The 16,911-nt window shown below is 33.9% G+C and carries 17 protein-coding genes; 10 read left to right on the top strand and 7 right to left on the bottom strand.

What is annotated here, in order from left to right:
* The first annotated feature begins 10 nt into the window (after positions 1 to 10).
* Genes ERX46_RS17120 through ERX46_RS17135 form a run of 4 tightly spaced genes read left to right on the top strand, consistent with a single transcriptional unit; the run spans position 11 to position 2,612 of the window.
* On the top strand, positions 11 to 562 hold the full coding sequence (locus tag ERX46_RS17120; protein WP_130095094.1) for an IS1096 element passenger TnpR family protein: 552 nt from the start codon (positions 11 to 13) through the stop codon (positions 560 to 562).
* Between the two features lie 15 nt (positions 563 to 577).
* The gene (locus ERX46_RS17125; protein ID WP_130095095.1) at positions 578 to 1,291 is read left to right on the top strand and encodes a class I SAM-dependent methyltransferase; all 714 of its coding nucleotides are present in this window, start codon (positions 578 to 580) and stop codon (positions 1,289 to 1,291) included.
* Positions 1,288 to 2,157 (top strand): TraB/GumN family protein, encoded by an 870-nt coding sequence (locus tag ERX46_RS17130; RefSeq protein ID WP_130095096.1) that lies wholly within the window; start codon positions 1,288 to 1,290, stop codon positions 2,155 to 2,157. The genes ERX46_RS17125 and ERX46_RS17130 overlap by 4 nt, the downstream gene beginning before the upstream one ends.
* A gap of 2 nt (positions 2,158 to 2,159) precedes the next feature.
* A complete protein-coding gene (locus ERX46_RS17135) occupies positions 2,160 to 2,612 on the top strand; it encodes an FKBP-type peptidyl-prolyl cis-trans isomerase (protein ID WP_130095097.1) in 453 nt (150 codons plus the stop codon).
* A gap of 230 nt (positions 2,613 to 2,842) precedes the next feature.
* Here the strand turns inward: ERX46_RS17135 and ERX46_RS17140 are convergent, their stop codons facing one another.
* The 3 genes from ERX46_RS17140 to ERX46_RS17150 all read right to left on the bottom strand — a co-directional run bounded on the left by ERX46_RS17140 (position 2,843) and on the right by ERX46_RS17150 (position 7,043).
* The gene (locus ERX46_RS17140) at positions 2,843 to 4,294 is read right to left on the bottom strand and encodes a glyceraldehyde-3-phosphate dehydrogenase (RefSeq protein WP_130095098.1); all 1,452 of its coding nucleotides are present in this window, start codon (positions 4,292 to 4,294) and stop codon (positions 2,843 to 2,845) included.
* A gap of 76 nt (positions 4,295 to 4,370) precedes the next feature.
* Positions 4,371 to 5,237, bottom strand: a complete 867-nt coding sequence (locus ERX46_RS17145; RefSeq protein WP_130095099.1) for a sigma-70 family RNA polymerase sigma factor — start codon at positions 5,235 to 5,237, stop codon at positions 4,371 to 4,373.
* 330 nt (positions 5,238 to 5,567) lie between these two features.
* On the bottom strand, positions 5,568 to 7,043 hold the full coding sequence (locus tag ERX46_RS17150) for a trypsin-like peptidase domain-containing protein (protein ID WP_130095100.1): 1,476 nt from the start codon (positions 7,041 to 7,043) through the stop codon (positions 5,568 to 5,570).
* 146 nt (positions 7,044 to 7,189) lie between these two features.
* Between ERX46_RS17150 and ERX46_RS17155 the strand changes: the two genes are divergently transcribed.
* The 5 genes from ERX46_RS17155 (at position 7,190) to ERX46_RS17175 (ending at position 11,385) form a co-directional block, all read left to right on the top strand.
* Positions 7,190 to 7,798, top strand: coding sequence for a type 1 periplasmic-binding domain-containing protein (locus ERX46_RS17155; protein ID WP_130095101.1), 609 nt, complete (start codon positions 7,190 to 7,192; stop codon positions 7,796 to 7,798).
* Positions 7,795 to 8,571 carry a diaminopimelate epimerase gene (gene dapF, locus ERX46_RS17160; protein ID WP_130095102.1) on the top strand — a complete coding sequence of 259 codons (777 nt, stop codon included), beginning with the start codon at positions 7,795 to 7,797 and terminating at the stop codon, positions 8,569 to 8,571. Before ERX46_RS17155 ends, dapF begins: the two co-directional genes overlap by 4 nt.
* Before the next feature lie 731 nt (positions 8,572 to 9,302).
* A complete protein-coding gene (locus tag ERX46_RS17165) occupies positions 9,303 to 9,818 on the top strand; it encodes a GNAT family N-acetyltransferase (protein ID WP_130095103.1) in 516 nt (171 codons plus the stop codon).
* Between the two features lie 2 nt (positions 9,819 to 9,820).
* Positions 9,821 to 10,882: an endolytic transglycosylase MltG gene (mltG, locus tag ERX46_RS17170; RefSeq protein ID WP_130095104.1), complete on the top strand. Its 1,062-nt coding sequence runs from the start codon at positions 9,821 to 9,823 to the stop codon at positions 10,880 to 10,882.
* An 8-nt stretch (positions 10,883 to 10,890) separates the two neighbouring features.
* A complete protein-coding gene (locus ERX46_RS17175; RefSeq protein ID WP_130095105.1) occupies positions 10,891 to 11,385 on the top strand; it encodes a phosphoribosyltransferase family protein in 495 nt (164 codons plus the stop codon).
* An 87-nt stretch (positions 11,386 to 11,472) separates the two neighbouring features.
* On the opposite strand, the gene ERX46_RS17180 is transcribed toward ERX46_RS17175, so the two are convergent.
* Positions 11,473 to 12,348 carry a M90 family metallopeptidase gene (locus ERX46_RS17180; RefSeq protein ID WP_130095106.1) on the bottom strand — a complete coding sequence of 292 codons (876 nt, stop codon included), beginning with the start codon at positions 12,346 to 12,348 and terminating at the stop codon, positions 11,473 to 11,475.
* An 87-nt stretch (positions 12,349 to 12,435) separates the two neighbouring features.
* Positions 12,436 to 13,185 (bottom strand): YoaK family protein, encoded by a 750-nt coding sequence (locus ERX46_RS17185; protein WP_130095107.1) that lies wholly within the window; start codon positions 13,183 to 13,185, stop codon positions 12,436 to 12,438.
* 355 nt (positions 13,186 to 13,540) lie between these two features.
* On the opposite strand from ERX46_RS17185, the gene ERX46_RS17190 reads away from it, so the two are divergent.
* Positions 13,541 to 15,205 carry a SulP family inorganic anion transporter gene (locus ERX46_RS17190; RefSeq protein WP_130095108.1) on the top strand — a complete coding sequence of 555 codons (1,665 nt, stop codon included), beginning with the start codon at positions 13,541 to 13,543 and terminating at the stop codon, positions 15,203 to 15,205.
* Positions 15,206 to 15,359: 154 nt separating this feature from the next.
* Here the strand turns inward: ERX46_RS17190 and ERX46_RS17195 are convergent, their stop codons facing one another.
* Together ERX46_RS17195 and ERX46_RS17200 are read right to left on the bottom strand one after the other, a co-directional pair.
* Entirely contained in the window at positions 15,360 to 15,587 is a 228-nt protein-coding gene (locus tag ERX46_RS17195; protein ID WP_130095109.1) for a hypothetical protein, read from the bottom strand.
* 166 nt (positions 15,588 to 15,753) lie between these two features.
* Entirely contained in the window at positions 15,754 to 16,737 is a 984-nt protein-coding gene (locus ERX46_RS17200) for a hypothetical protein (protein WP_130095110.1), read from the bottom strand.
* Between the last annotated feature and the right edge of the window lie 174 nt (positions 16,738 to 16,911).

Consider the following 16,911-nt stretch of genomic DNA (forward strand, 5'->3'; position numbering starts at 1 on the left):
AAACGATAATATGGCAGGACTTAAATTTAGAATATTACTCGATAGTGTTAAGAACACTGAAGTTTTTAGAGATATTTTAATCAATGATGATTTTAATTTTGAACATTTTTACAATACTATTTTAGATGCATTTGGGTTTTCAAATGATCAAATGGCGTCATTTTTTGTAAGTGACCAAGATTGGAATAAAGGAGAAGAGATTTCTTTGATGGATATGTCTTTTGGGCAAATCGATGAAGAAGAGGCTCCCGTAGAAATGAATTCTTTACAATTAAAAGAACGCATTTCTGATCCAAAACAACGTTTCATATTAGTTCACGACTTTTTATCAATGTGGATTTTCTTAATTGAATTGCACGAAATTACGGATGAAGAGGTTGAACATCCACAATTAATTCTAGAAGTTGGTGATATCCCTCAAGAAATGATGGATAAAGGCCATAAAAACTTGGAGAATATGAAATTTGAAACAGACCGTGATCCAAACGCAGAAGATTTTGACGACTTCGATGATGAATTTGGAAATGGTCAGTTTGACAATATTGACGATTACGATATTTAGTTTAGCATAAATAACATGGATAAAAAAGACCCAATCGGTAAAGCAATATGGGATTATCATACCCATAACAGTCCTGAGGATATTGTTGTGGAATCTGATCTTATAGATGACGACTTTTTACCTATCGACCATTTAATGCGTAATTTCGACGACTTTCCAAAGTTAGAAATTGCTGCCATGGAACATTGTACGGGAAGAATTCTTGATGTTGGCGCCGCAGCTGGTCCACATGCTAGATATTTACTCGAAAAAGGACATGATGTAACTACTTTAGAGGTAAGTCCGACTGCTTTGCGTTATTTAGAAGAAGTTTTTCCTAAAGCAACACACTACTCTACTCCAATACTTGATTTCAATACAGGTGAATACGATACCATTTTATTATTGATGAATGGAATTGGTTTAGCTGGCACATTTAATGAAGTGACACCGTTTTTAAAACATGTAGCTTCGCTATTAGCTCCAGGCGGAAGTATTTTGTGCGATTCAACCGATGTTCAAAACGTTTTTGAAGACGAAGAAGGAGCACTTTGGGTAGACCTAAACGCAAATTACTACGGGGAATTTAAATTCAATATGAAGTATAAAGATTCAGAAAGTGGCTGGTTCAATTGGGTTTACGTAGATGTAAAAAACCTTGAGAAATTTGCAAATGAAGCTGGCCTTGACTTGACTTTACTCGAAGATGATGAAAATTCATTTTTAGTCCAATTAAAAAAACAATTATGAAAACGCTTTTAGTAATAATCTCTGCTCTTTTCTTTTCCATAAATTTTGGAATTGCTCAAGAAACGCCTACAAATTCTCTTTTATGGGAAGTAACAGGAAAAAAAGTTAAATCGCCATCTTACATTTTTGGAACAATGCACTTAATTCCAAATGATGATTTTTTATTTCCGGAGACATTGAAAGATAAAGTTAAGGCTTCTGACATTTTAGTAATGGAAATTGGTGGTCTAGGAGAACAAATGAAAGCGATGAAATTAATGATGTTGGATTCTGGAACAATGTTCGATTATTTCACAGAAGAACAGTTGGATTCAATTTTCACTTATACGAAAGAGAACCTTGGCTTTGAAGAAGCGCAAATGCGTATGGCTTTTGGAAAAATGAAACCATTTGTTTTATTACAGTTATTTACAAAGGATGCTTTTGGAGAAAATCCACAGAGTTATGAAATGTCATTAGAGAAAATTGCAAAAGCCAATGAAATAGAGGTTTTAGGCTTGGAAACAATTGAGGAACAAATGGGTTTCATCGACAATTTGAGTTCAGACGATCAGGTAAATATGATCATGGAAGCTTTAAGATCAGGGGATGATGGAGAGGAAGAAATGAGAAAGTTAATTGATATTTATTTATCTCAAGACATCAATAAGATCCATAGTTTTGCTGTGAACTCAGATGTAAGTTCACCTGAATTTGAAGAAGATTTCTTAAACAACAGGAATAAAAACTGGATTGCACCGATTAAGAAAATTATCAAGAAAAACAAAGCGTTTATTGCTGTTGGAGCCGCACATTTAGGCGGTCCAAATGGAGTAATCGAATTACTAAAAGCGGAAGGATATACTTTAACGCCTGCAAAACTATAATTATGAAGTGGATTGGTCTTTTTATACTCTTATTTTCAATTGCAAGCTGCACAACTTATTCTGAGAGAGATTTAGTATCCTTTGATGATCAAATTAAAGAATATTTAGACTCGACAGGATTAGAAATGGAGAGAACCGAAGATGGTCTTTACTACGCTATCGTTGAAGAAGGTGAAGGTGAAGAATTTATTGGTTACAAAGATCAGGTTACCTTCTATTACAAAGGTTCTTTCTTGACAGGAAATTCATTTCAAGTTATTTCGAAAAATGATCCCTTAAGCTTTAAAGTGAGTCAATTAATTATAGGATGGCAAGATGCTTTAATGATGTTGAAAAAAGGCGGAAGTATTCATATAATTATTCCACCGCAACTAGGTTATGCAGATCAAAGTTCGTCGATTATTCCAGCGAATACGATATTAGAATATGAATTGACGGTATTGGACGTGCATTGACGGTTTGGGTTTACGGTAGGCAAGCTAACAGGGTAAGCCAACCACACTATAACATCCAATTCCGTGCATCCAACAACATCAAAAAACACCGTCAAATCCAAAATACATCGCAAACAAAAAGGACGCACCATAAGTGCGTCCTTTTTGTTTACATATTTTAATTACCGTTATTTAATTTTTTTAGTTACCATGAGATTGCATCTCTTGGTAACTAACACAAAACTAAAATTCTAGTAATAGATCAATCTTCTTACTTTAGCTACATATTTAGCTAAACGAATAACTTGTTTCGTATATCCGAATTCGTTATCATACCAAGTGTATAGCACAACGTTTTTCTTGTCGTTTGAAACTATTGTTGCTGGTGAATCAAATACGGAACAACATGTATTTCCGATAATGTCATTTGACACCAATTCTTCATCAATTGAATAATGAATTTGGTTGATCAAACTACCATTTAATGCTGCATATTTAACAGCATTGTTGATGTCTTCCGTTGTAACTTCTTTATTTAATTCTAAAGCTAAAATTGCCAAAGAACCATTTGGAGTAGGAACACGAACAGCGTTTGCTGTTAATTTATTTTCTAAATCTGGAATAACTTTCGTTACTGCTTTACCAGCACCAGTTGAAGTAATAACCATGTTGATTGCCGCTGAACGACCTCTTCTTGGTTTCTTATGCATGTTGTCCAACAAGTTTTGGTCGTTGGTATAAGCATGAACAGTTTCGATGTGACCTTTTACAACACCAAATTTGTCATTAATAACATTTAATATTGGCGCAATTGCATTCGTTGTACAAGAAGCAGCCGAGAAAATTTTAGTATTCTCAAGATCTAAAGATCCTTGGTTAATTCCATAAACGATATTTGGAATTCCTTTTCCTGGTGCAGTTAAAATTACACGAGAAGCTCCTTTTGCTTGCAAGTGTCTTGATAAACTTTCTTTATCTGTAAAAACGCCTGTATTGTCAATGATTAATGCATTGTTAATTCCATAAGCTGTATAGTCAATATCTTCTGGATTTTTAGCTTCAATCATTTGAATCTTCATCCCGTTAATATTCAATACATTGTTTTCTGTATCAACATCTACTATTCCATCAAAAGCTCCGTGAACAGAGTCATTTGTAAATAAAGCTGCACGTTTTTTAATGATTTCAGGAGAAACATCTCTTGTTACAATTGCTCTTAAACGTAATTGTTGACCTTTTCCTGCTTGTTTGATTAACTCACGCGCTGCAAGACGTCCGATACGACCGAATCCGTATAAAACTACATCACGAGGTTCTGTTTTTGCTTTATCTTGACCGATAAAGTCTTTCAACGTTTCTTTTAAGAATTCTTTTTCGTCGCTAAAATTAGCTTTTGTGTCATTGTACTCATAAGCTAAACGTCCGATGTCCAATTTTGATGGAGCAAGGTCGATAGATAAAAGTGCCTCTGCCAAAGCAGAAGTCGTGTACACGTCGATTGGCTTCTGAACTACTTTGCGTGAATAGTCATGCAATTTCATAATTTCAGAAACTGTCAATCCTACAAGGTGGTTTCTAAATAATACTAACTCCACTCCTTTGTCATAAAGAAGTTGTCCGGTTTTACTGGCTAATTTAACAGCTGCTCTCTCTCTTTTAACGTGAGCGTCTAACTGTTCTTCATACCCGTTTGAAGTATTCATATTGTTGTGTTTATGATTTGATTTAAATTTTTGCATATAAAAAAGGGGCTGCTAATAATAGCAGCCCCCAAATTTCTTATCCTAAATAAGCCTTTAAAAGTTTATTTCGCGAAGTGTGTCGCAGTCTTCTAATTGCTTTTTCTTTGATTTGTCTAACTCTCTCTCTCGTTAAGTTGAATTTAGATCCAATTTCTTCCAGCGTTAAACCGTGATTCATTCCAATTCCGAAGAATAAACGAATAATCTCACGTTCTTTGTCTGTCAATGTTGAAAGGGAACGTTCTATTTCACGTTGAAGTGACTCAGCCATCAACAGCGTATCTGCTTTTGGAGAATCAGCGTTCGCCATCACATCCATTAAAGTACCTCCATCTTCATTAGCTGATAATGGTGCATCCATTGAAACGTGACGTCCTGAAACGTTCATGCTTTCTTTAATCTTATCTTCTGGAACTTCCAATGCTTCAGCTAATTCTTCAGCTGATGGTGGACGTTCGTATTCTTGTTCTAAACGAGAAAATGCTTTATTGATTTTATTCAATGAACCTACTTGATTCAAAGGCAAACGAACAATACGTGCTTGTTCTGCCAATGCTGACAAAATAGATTGACGAATCCACCAAACTGCATAAGAGATAAATTTGAATCCACGAGTTTCATCAAATTTTTGAGCTGCTTTTATCAACCCTAGGTTACCTTCATTAATTAAATCTGGAAGTGTAAGTCCTTGGTTCTGATACTGCTTTGCTACGGAGACAACAAATCTTAAATTAGCTCTTGTTAATTTCTCTAAAGCTTTTTGATCACCTTGTTTAATTCTTCTTGCCAATAAAACCTCTTCATCGGCTGTAATCAATTCTTCTTTACCAATGTCTTGTAGATACTTATCTAGTGATTGACTTTCTCGGTTAGTGATCGACTTTGTAATTTTAAGCTGTCTCATGTTTTTCTTATCCTTATTTTAATAATGGGAAATAAAGTGTGGCAAAATTACACCAATTAAACTATACTACAAAATATAAGTGAGGGCAAATTTCTAAATTCACCTACTTATTAAACAATATACTTAAGATGTCCGTTTTAACCTTATTATTTTCAATCAATAGTGTCCGCAAGAAAACTATTTTTTCAAGTCTTTGATAAGAAAACTTCAAAGACAAGCACAACGCAGTATTTGGAGTTTTCTTGCAAAGACTAAATATGAAATCAAATAACAAACGCTCCTAACAGTTTATGATAGGAGCGTTTTTATTACGCAATTACCTGAGAAAGGTTACAGTCCAAATCCGACATAATCTTTCCTTCCACTTTCAGTCATTATTTCTAGCAGTACACCTTTTTGATCATTTCGCTTTAAATATTCTGTAAGTTGCTCAACGCTTGTCACCTCAACATTGTTGAATTTCGTAATGATAATTCCTTTTGATAAACCAATTGATCTCAATTTACCGGAAGATATAGAAGAGATTTTTACACCGTTTGAAATATTCAACTCCTTCTTCTCTGTTTTTGTCAACTCTGTGAATGTTGCTCCCAAGGCAGAATATTTTTCAAGCTCATCTTTTGAAGTCAAATCCGTATTTCCATCAATGTTTTTCAATAACACATCTTTAGTTATAACGTCTCCTTCTCTTCTTAAAGTTAAGGTCACAATATCTCCAGGTCTTCTTCTTCCTATTTCTTCTTGTAATTCAGCAACTGAGTTAATAGATTTAGAACCCACTTTTAGAATTACGTCTCCTTCTTTCACTTTTGCTTTTTCAGCTCCTGAATCAGCATTTACTCCTGCAATATAAAGTCCTTTAGAATCAACCAATTTCTTTTCATTAATTAAATCTTGCGTTACTTCAAGAATTTGAATTCCTAAGAATCCTCGCTGAACCATTCCATAGTCTATTAAGTCACTCATAATTTTAGCCACTAAACGCGAAGGAACTGCAAAAGAATAACCAGCATAGTTTCCAGTTTGAGAAGCAATTGCTGTGTTTATTCCAATTAACTGACCTTGTGTGTTGATCAATGCTCCACCAGAATTCCCAGGATTCACAGCAGCATCAGTTTGTATAAAGGACTCAATTGGCATAATTTCCTTATTTTGACTTCCTATTATATTGATATTTCTTGCTTTTGCAGAAACGATTCCGGCAGTTACAGTTGAATTCAAATTAAATGGATTTCCTACTGCAAGCACCCACTGCCCCACTTTCACATCGTCACTATTTGCAATTGGCATCGCACGTAATCCAGTTTTCTCAATTTTCAATACTGCAATATCCGTTGAAGGATCTGTCCCCACAACAACTGCGTCAAATGTTGTATTGTTATTCAGTGTCACCTGAATTTCGCTTGCATTTTGAATTACGTGATTATTGGTAACAATATAACCATCTTGAGAAACAATTACACCAGATCCTGATCCACTTCCAAATTGCTTGCGTTCTCTTCCTGCACCTGGTCCATAAAAGAATTCCAAAAATGGATCAGTTTGAACATAGGATTGAACAACTTTTGTTTTAACGTGAACAACGGAATGGATACTCTCCTCGCTGGCTTTTGTAAAATCAAGTTTACTGTCAATTTCGGAAGAAGCAAAATTTATGTTAGCTACAGGTGCACCAGTTTCTTCAATTAAACCTGAAGTGGAACCTGTTGATGATGTATAATCTGAAGAATCTAACATAAAAAACACACCTAATGGCAATAGTCCACCTAGAATTCCTAGGCCTATTGATTTCATATTTTTTTTCATAATTCTTATTTTTAAATAGTTGATTTATCTACTCCAATATTAACACCAAAATAGACTGAATATGATTCAGTTCGTGTTAAAACATGTTAAGCATTTTATTCATTCTTTTTATGTACTTTTGACGCACTATTTGATAGTATAATTTAATGAAAAAAATACTCGTTTATTTATTATTATTGCTTGCTGGTGTAGGAATAGGCTATTTCCTCAATTTTGATTTTAAAAATGAGGATATTGCTCAAGAAGACACTGAGGAAATCTACGTTGAAAAAGTTAAGAAAAAGGTCATTAAAAGAAAATCTGAAGTCGAAAAAACAGTTGAAACTCCAGTTCAAGATGATTCACAACTAGCTTCTGATAATGATTTTATCGTTGACACTTTGTCAAATGAAGAAGATTACATTGAACCTTCTCAAAACACAGAGAGTGAAGAAGTCATAATTATGGAGGAATTAGTTGCTCAACGTACTATCACATTAGGCCCTTCACCAAATGACACAACTGATGTTTCTGAAATGCTTAACCTAAAAAGTAAATCTTTTTCCAAGGATATCGTAGTTGAATTTTGGCAGAGTCCTTTAAATATTACGGGATATGAATTAACAAGAAATAGACTGAAATTATTTGGGTTTAATCCAAATGAATCGATTTCTTTGCAATTGGACAAAAATGAAGAACAAATCCTACTCAACACTGAATCGATGAGTATTGTGCTTCAAAAATCTAAACAGTTTAAGACTTTAAAATTAAGATGACTTTTTCGTTTACAAAATATCAAGGGACAGGGAATGATTTTATCATGGTTGATTGCACATCTGCCAAGGATTTCGAGTTAGACAATGAGCAAATTGCTGATCTATGTGATCGCAGATTTGGGATTGGCGCAGACGGAATAATTCTCATTTTTGAGCACCCTACCCTAGATTTCAAAATGACATATTATAACTCTGATGGTTCACAAAGTTTTTGTGGAAATGGAGCACGATGCGCAGTTCAATTTGCGAAGTCTTTAGGTTTAATTGAAACTAAAGCGAAATTTGAAGCGATTGATGGTGAACACAATGCGATTATTGATGATGAACTAATTTCAGTAAAAATGAAAGATGTAACATCCTATACTAAAGATGATACTGCTTATATTATTGATACTGGAAGTCCGCACTATGTGAAATTTGTGGCAGACGTAGATGATGAGGACATTGTTGAGTACGGAAAAAACATTCGTTATTCAAAAAAATACAAGACAAAAGGTATTAATGTCAATTTAGTTGAAGTTTTGGCAGACAATGAATTGGAAATGCTTACTTACGAGCGTGGTGTTGAAGATGAAACTTATTCTTGTGGAACTGGCGCAACAGCAGTAGCTCTGGCTTTTTCTTTGGTCCTAGATTATGATGATATAGATGTCAAAATCTTCGTTAAAGGAGGTGAATTATATGTAAAAGCTGAACGCAATAATGACACTTTCGACAATATTTATCTTATTGGCCCTGCAGAAAAAGTGTTTGTTGGAGAAATTACAATTTAAAGTTTTTAAGATTAAATTCCTGTCGGGATCTTTACCAGTAAATTCATTATTTTAGTGTTATTTCCGATAAAATGGTTGTACGCTGTAATGGCACGCGGATGACACTGATACTTCGGCGGGCTCAGCAGAACTGCAAGCAACGCGGATACTCAAGGGTTTTTCACTTCTTGTGAATTCGGATAAACGCGGATCGCTTTTGTCCGTAATAGTAACTATTTCCTTACCATTAAATAATATCATATCTAATTTCTTAAGAGAACCTAATGTGCTGTTAAAGAATTAAAATATAATTCTAGACTTACTGGTAAAGTATCCAATAAGCATTTAAGATTAATATAATCTTAAATACCAAAATGAATCCCAAAGGGATGGCACGTGTTTACCTAGAACGAAAGTCCTAGGGAAAAGAAACAGTGTACCTTCAAGTTCTGAAAGGACGACACACCTTGGAAACAATAGAATCCTAATCAAAGAAGTGAGTTCAGAAAATAGAAACTTACTATTTACACTTATCATTACAGTAAACTTTCGGGCAAAGCAATATGCATTAAAGAGGTTTTTTTTAACTCTTTCTGAATCCAATAAAAACCAATCGTAAACCGCTGAATTAATTGATAATTTAATAAATACCCATCATTCTCAAAAAACAATTGAATTGAATATTTTAAAAACGCATCAAGTTTATATAATTACTCAATAATTCATATTGAAAATCGTATCTTTGAACTACCATGTTAAAAGGAAAGAAAATATATCTTCGACAATTAGAGGAGGAGGACGTAAATTTATTGTTGCTTTGGGAAAATGACACTGAGAATTGGCGCTATAGCGAGTCAGAAGCTCCGTTTTCATTGCACCAACTCCAACATTATGTTAAGAATGCAAGTCACATTAGAGAGAATAAACAATTGCGTTTAATTATCTGCTTGATTGAAGATAATCAAGCCATAGGAACCATAGATTTATTCGAGATTGACTTTAAGAATCACAGAGCAGGTATTGGAATACTCATAGCGAATAAAGAAAACCGAAATCAAGGATATGCTTATGAAGCTTTAGAGTTAATGGCTGGTTTTGCATCTAGGAGAATCGGAATGAGTCAACTTTATTGTGATATCCAATCAGACAATCCAGGAAGTATCGCCTTATTTGAGAAAGTTGGATTTGTTAAAACAGGCACAAGAAAAAACTGGTATGTTTATAAGAATATCACAATCGATGCTTATTTTTACCAAAAATTTATTTAATAATGAATAAGCAATTTCGAAAATTGAACTATTTATGGATTTTAGCCTTCTTACTGCTGCTAAATTCTTGTACCTCTATTGACGCTTATTTTGGTGGTAAAAAGAAATCTTTAAATCAAAAAGAAGCAGACTTTTACATTCCAACTGGAACTGATATTGAAGAATTGAAAAACTTATTGGTTCTTAATAAAATCATTGACGATGCTGATGCTTTTCAAGCCGTATTGGATTACAAAGAATTTGAAAATAAAAAAGTTGGAGCTGGTAAATATAACATCGCTCCAAACACGGAATATAAAACGCTAATAAATGGATTCACACTCAATAGTTTAGGGAACGGAAACCAAGAAGTAGAGGTTGAAGTAACATTCAACAACTGTTTACATATTAGAGATATAGCAGGTAAAGTTTCGACACAAATTGAAATAGACAGTGCGACATTTATCAACTACATATTGTCTGATTCTATCCTAAATAAATTTGGTTTTAACGAAGCTACAATTGGTGCACTTTTCTTACCGAATACGTATCGTTTTTACTGGGATACTGACCATGTTCAATTCGTTGAAAAAATGGCCAGTGAATTCAAAAAATTCTGGACACCTGATCGTTTAGCGAAATTAAAACAAGTGGGATTAAGCAGTCAATCTGATGCGGTAACTTTGGCTTCAATTGTATTTAAAGAACAAGACAAATATCCAGAAGAATGGAAAACAATCGCTGGATTATATTTGAACAGAATTCGTAAAGGTTGGAAATTACAATCTGATCCAACATTCAAATTTTGTTGGGGAGATGAATTGAAAGGTGTTGAAAGGTTGACTTACGAACACCGAGATAGAGATTGTCCTTACAATACATACATTTATGCAGGATTACCTCCAGGACCAATCTTCATCCCTCCTGCTGATGTTGTAGATGCTGTGCTTAATGCAGAAAATAATGATTACATGTATATGTGTGCAAAACCGAAAGGCGACGGTTTACATAATTTTGCAAAATCATTAGCGCAACACAACAGAAATGCTGCGGAATTTCAACAATGGATAAGAAATAGAAAATAATATAAATCATGAAAACAATTGTACTCAACGAAAGACAAATTAATCAAAAGCTTGACAGAATAGCTTATGAAATAGTTGAAAACAACTTTCAGGATGAACAGATATTTCTTGTTGGAATAAAAGGAAATGGATTCGAAATAGCTAAAGAACTGGGCAAGAGACTTGAGCTTATTGGTGAACAGAAAATCAATGTAAGTGAATTAACAATCGACAAGAAAAAGCCACTTGATCATGAAATAACAACAAGCATTTCTTTAGATCATTTTGATAATCAAACGATTGTTTTGGTTGATGATGTCATTAATTCAGGAAGAACAATGCAATATGCCTTGATCAAGTTATTGGAACGTCCAACGAAACGTGTGAAGACAGTTGCCCTTGTGGATAGGAAACACAGAAGCTTTCCAATCCGCTGTGATTATGTTGGTTTGACTTTATCTACAACTTTACAAGACAGAATTGAAGTTGATTTAGAAGGAGAGAAAAAGGCTTATTTGGTATAAGGATAGTTGACAATTGACAATTGATAATGGACAATTGATAATTCGCTTCGCTGAGGAATAAAGCATTTCGTAATTCGTAATTCGTTATTAACCCTTCTCTTGATTGAAATATTCATCCAAGAACTCAAATAAAGGACGGTTCTTGATCTTCAATAAACTTGGACATTCTTTATAATACGTTGTGACAACAGCAAAGAATTCAGCTTCTGAAGTACCACCATAAGCCGGAATAGAAGATTCATTGGCCTTTATATTGTCCATTGCTTCTTTCATTAATCCTACCCAAATCTTTTTGTCCTCTTCTCCCAGGTATTCTGGAATTCCATCAATTTTTCCATCGGATTTATCTAATAAATGCGAAAACTCATGAATTCCAACGTTTTGTTTGTCATTATCAATTTGAAATCCAGTTTCTAAAGCAGGTAAAGATAAAATCATGGTATTGTTCATTAATCCGCCGTGGTGAACTTTTCCGTTAACAATTCCACGTTTATTCAGCGAATTATCCATGTCAAAGTTTGTTGGATAAACTAAAACCTCTCTCAAATTTCCATAATTGTAATATGGAAGTCCCCAAAATGCAATAACAGCACTTGAAGCCACATAAATACAAGTTTCCTTTTCAGGCCTTTCCTGACCAATCTCTGTAATAGTAACATCCGCCATAAAGATGCCTACCCTATCTTCAAAAATGATTTTGTCTTCCTTATTTAATCTTTTGTAGAAAGAAATATGCCCTCTCATCCAATGCTTATCGTTCACAGACAATGAAACTTTTGCTTTTCGAGGAGATTTCTTACGTGTGTTGATTCTCCAGAACCAAAGCGCAGCTATAATTGAAACAACCACAATTACACCCACTATTTTAGCGCTAGTAAATCCTTTGTAATGCAGAATTATTGGAATACTCCCCAATGAAATTAGGAACAAAATAATCCATGGCAAGAATGATTTATTTTTCATGGGTTAAAGATAGTAGATATCGGCATTAGTACAAATGTGGCGTTTTGTTTTTAAAAACTGGTCTTTCACACCTCCAACACAAGCGAATCACTTGCGATAAGCAATTCTCCTTCTATAACTCTTCCTTCTCAAATTGATTACTTTAAATCTCATATCATCATAAAGAAGATTAAATATTAGAACCGCTGCACCGATAATCAAAGTGTACATTCCTAATTGCAAGGTAGAATATGCGAATCCGCCAAACAAACCACCTAAGAAAAAGAATGAAATAATGTAAATTCTTAATTTAATTGAAGCTTTTATTTTCTTGCGATTGGGGTACTTCTTTTTAAAGAATAAATAAGAAAGTTCAATTCCTAAGTCTGTGAACAATCCAGTTAAATGCGTTGTTCGCACTACTGCGTCAGAGACTTTGGTCACATACGAGTTTTGTAAACCCATTGAAAATAAGAGTAGACACGCAATTAAATCAGGATATTCGACTAAATAGATACTTCCAAGGATAGCAACGAAAATTAAAATCAGCGACTCAATAATTACCGGAATAACATAGACATTTAGTCTTTTGTTATTTCTAAAGAATTCGATTAAGAAACTTGAAGCAAATGAACCCAATAAAAAGGAGAAAATATAAAGAAAATAAACCGTTCCTTTCCAGAATTCAAGATTTGCTACGTCGTTAATAAACAAAGCAAAGTGACCAGTAACATTGGTTGTCAGCTGTTTTAAAAATAAAAAACCCGTAACGTTTACAATTCCAGCAACAAAAGAAAGTATTATCGCAATTCGAAGATTGTCTTTCATTGTTCTGGCCTTGCCTTGATGTCTGTACATATTTTTAAAATTAACCGTTTATTTGACATTATCCTTTGAAAATGCTCCTCTCTTTCAAGAATATATTTTGAATTTATTCACTCACTTTAATATCAAGCATATTCAAGCGATAAAAGGAACTGATTTAAGTAGATAAGATTTTAAACCCAGGTCTCCATATAACAGAAATTACACACAAAATACCTCGCCAAAGTCCTATGTACCATAAGTTACATAATCAAGCACTTACTAAGACTTTTATTCAATTCTAATCAACTATGGATTTATATATAGATATCTTTGCAGAATATTTTAGCCTGTCCATTTAGGAATTCTATTCAATTACAAAATCAGTTTGTTTTTATAAGTACGCATCATGAAAGAACCTCTTTTTAGTCCAAAATTTTTCTCACTTTTAAAAAAGGGAATTTCTAGAAAACAAATATCAAAAGACATATCAGCGGGTATTATTGTTGGAATTGTAGCACTTCCACTGGCGATTGCTTTTGCAATTGCTTCTGGTGTTTCTCCCGACAAAGGATTGATTACTGCTATTATTGCTGGACTTATCATTTCAGTTCTTGGTGGAAGTCGTGTTCAAATTGGAGGTCCAACTGGGGCTTTTATCGTAATTGTTTATGCAATTGTTCAAGAACATGGTGTTGATGGATTGATTATCGCCACATTTATGGCAGGATTTATCCTCATTCTTATGGGAGTAGGTCGATTGGGGAATTTGCTGAAATACATTCCCTACCCTTTAATTGTAGGATTTACAAGCGGAATAGCCATTATAATTTTCTCTTCTCAAATTAAAGATTTTTTTGGATTACCTATCGACACCGTTCCGGCTGACTTTATCAGTAAATGGAAATTATATGCTGTGAATTTCGGAAGCATCAATTGGATAGCTGTTATAATCGCTGTTGTCACAATTCTTATTAGCCTTAATTTCAGTAGTGTTACTAAAAAAGTTCCTGGTTCTATTATCGCAATTGTATTAAGTACTGCAGCAGTTTACTTCTTTAATCTTCCAGTTACTACAATTGAAAGTAGTTTTGGCGATATTCCGAATCACATTTCTATGCCGAGTATTCCAAAAATAGATTTAGCAACAATTCAATCATTGATTCAGCCCGCTTTGGCCATTGCCCTTTTAGGTGGAATTGAATCCTTACTTTCAGCCGTTGTAGCCGACGGAATGATAGGAAGTCGACACAGGTCTAACACCGAACTTATTGCCCAAGGAACTGCGAATATATTTTCTGCAATGTTTGGTGGAATCCCTGCTACTGGTGCAATTGCAAGAACCGCTACGAATGTCAACAATGGTGGACGAACTCCGATTGCAGGAATAGTTCATGCGATTGTACTCCTACTCATTATGTTGCTATTTGCTCCTTTGGCAAAGCTTATTCCAATGGCAAGTTTAGCAGGAATATTAATTGTGGTTTCCTACCACATGAGTGAATGGCGACAGTTTAAATCCTTGTTAAAAGGAAATAAATATGACATTCTCGTTTTGCTCGTTACCTTCTTCTTAACAGTTGTTTTCGATTTAGTGTTAGCTATTCAAATTGGAATCGTTTTATCGAGCTTTATTCTAATGAAACGCATGAGTGAATCCATGCAAGTTCGAAAAGAATTGGATTCTTACACACCTCGTTCGACAGGTAAATTCAAATATGAAGAAGAACAAATTGAACTTCCTGAAGGTGTGTTGAGCTATGAAATAAGTGGAGCTCTATTCTTTGGTGCTGCACAGAAATTCCAAGATACCATAAGTCAAATCGATCGCAATCCTAAAGTTCTAATTCTGCGTGTTAGATACGTACCATTTATTGATGCCACTGGAGTTCACCGATTAAAGGAATTAATTAGACACTTCAACAATCAGAAAGTTCAAGTTATCATCTCTGGAGCTGTTCCATCAGTAAAATCGGATTTAGAAAAAGGAATGATTTACAGTGTTCTTCCAGAAGAAAACTTGAGGCTTAATATAGAAGAGTCTATAAAACGAGCAAAGGATATTTTGGAGTGAAGGGTGCCGCAGCAGTCAAAGTGCAGCGGTAATGAAACCGCAGCAGTGCAACTGCAGCAGTTCGGTGCGGTGCAGCGGTGATAAATCAAATAAAATTAGCCACAAAAAAAAGCTTCCCATCATGGAAAGCTTTATAAATTTGTCTAGAAGAAAATTATTTTTTCTTCACAGCTTTAGTGTCTTTTTTGTTCAACCATTTATCATTTTTGAGTTCACCTAAAACTGTAACATCTTTAATTCTGTTGTAGTCTTCGATCGCCATCAACATTTCTTCTTTAGTATCACGTCTAATTTTGATACCATTTGCTTTCGATCCTTCGTTTCTTACTTCAATATAAAAACCATCTTTTAGTTTCGCTGGTCTTGTTGGCGGTCTACCCATAATAAATATTTATCTTAATGATTAAAAAAATTCCGAGATATCTCGATTTTGACTAAGATAGAGAACTAAAATAATAAAACCAAATATTTATTTGTAATAATGTAATTTAGTTGCAAAAAAGTTTCGATGTTATCCGAACACACTTCTAAAAATCAATACATTATATTCAATACATCATTTTTAATTCTTTTCTTAATCCTGCATTCTCTTTTTTATTCAACTCCCAATAAGGTAAAACCTTGACTCCTTTTAATTCATAAGTTGAGGTGCGCATTACATTATCAGTAACTGTTGGATATGACTCCTCCCAACTCAAAATTCTGTTTTGATTTTCCGATGACAAGAAGAAACGAACACTTCTGCGTAATTCAGGGATTTCATAAACATAGAAGAATCCTGTTTCCGTATAATCCAATGTTCCAACTGCAGTATAGTTCTTTACTTCTAAATGTGAATTTCTTAAATAAGTTAGACTCGGGAAGATTTCAAACTCACCAACGGGCAATAAATCAATCGATAAACGAGCTAGATTAAAAATATTATCTTCCGTTAATACATAATCAATATGATAAGATGTATCACCATCAGATTCAAAATAAGATTTGTGTTCGTATTCAAACCCATCATTATTGTTGATTTGTGTAAAAGATTGACCGCACCAATCCTGACTTCCCAAAGTCATTTTTAAAGGATAATGCACATCATACTTTTCAATTGGTGTAAAAACTGAAGTAAATTGAGAATAATCATAAATCCCGGTACTGAATCTATCTATTCTGTTCATTTTCAAAACCTTTACACTATTTTCTGATGTGGGTTGATCGGCTTTTACTTGCTTATTTATCAGAAATGGTTCGGTAACAAAAATCAAGACTGCCTCACCTGGATGTTTGTCTTTATATCTGGCCTTTGTAAGTTTATAAGTTGCAACTTCTGCTTTTCCAGAAAAATAGCTTAGATCATAACTTTTATCGCTTAAATTTTTGACACTCCTGCTTCCATCAGCCTTATCTTCTTCAATATTAACTGATTTATCACTTTCTATTTTTGGTACATCAACAGTTGAAGTATTCTCTTCTTTACTGTTGGTCTTATTTTCACAACTTAAAAACAAAAAAAATAAGATCGGAGAAATATAATGTAGTTTCATAATACTAGATTTTTTACTTTGAAAGGTAAAGGTTTATTAATCAAATATCTAATTTCTACAACATTTCTTTTCGTTAGTCGAAATGATGCTTAGAAATTCTCTAGAAATTCCAGCAGATTTTATTCAATCCCAGCTTTTATATTTTTTAACTATTGAAGTGAAATCAAAGTCAGA

Source organism: Brumimicrobium glaciale (assembly GCF_004152935.1).
GTDB lineage: Bacteria > Bacteroidota > Bacteroidia > Flavobacteriales_D > Crocinitomicaceae > Brumimicrobium > Brumimicrobium glaciale.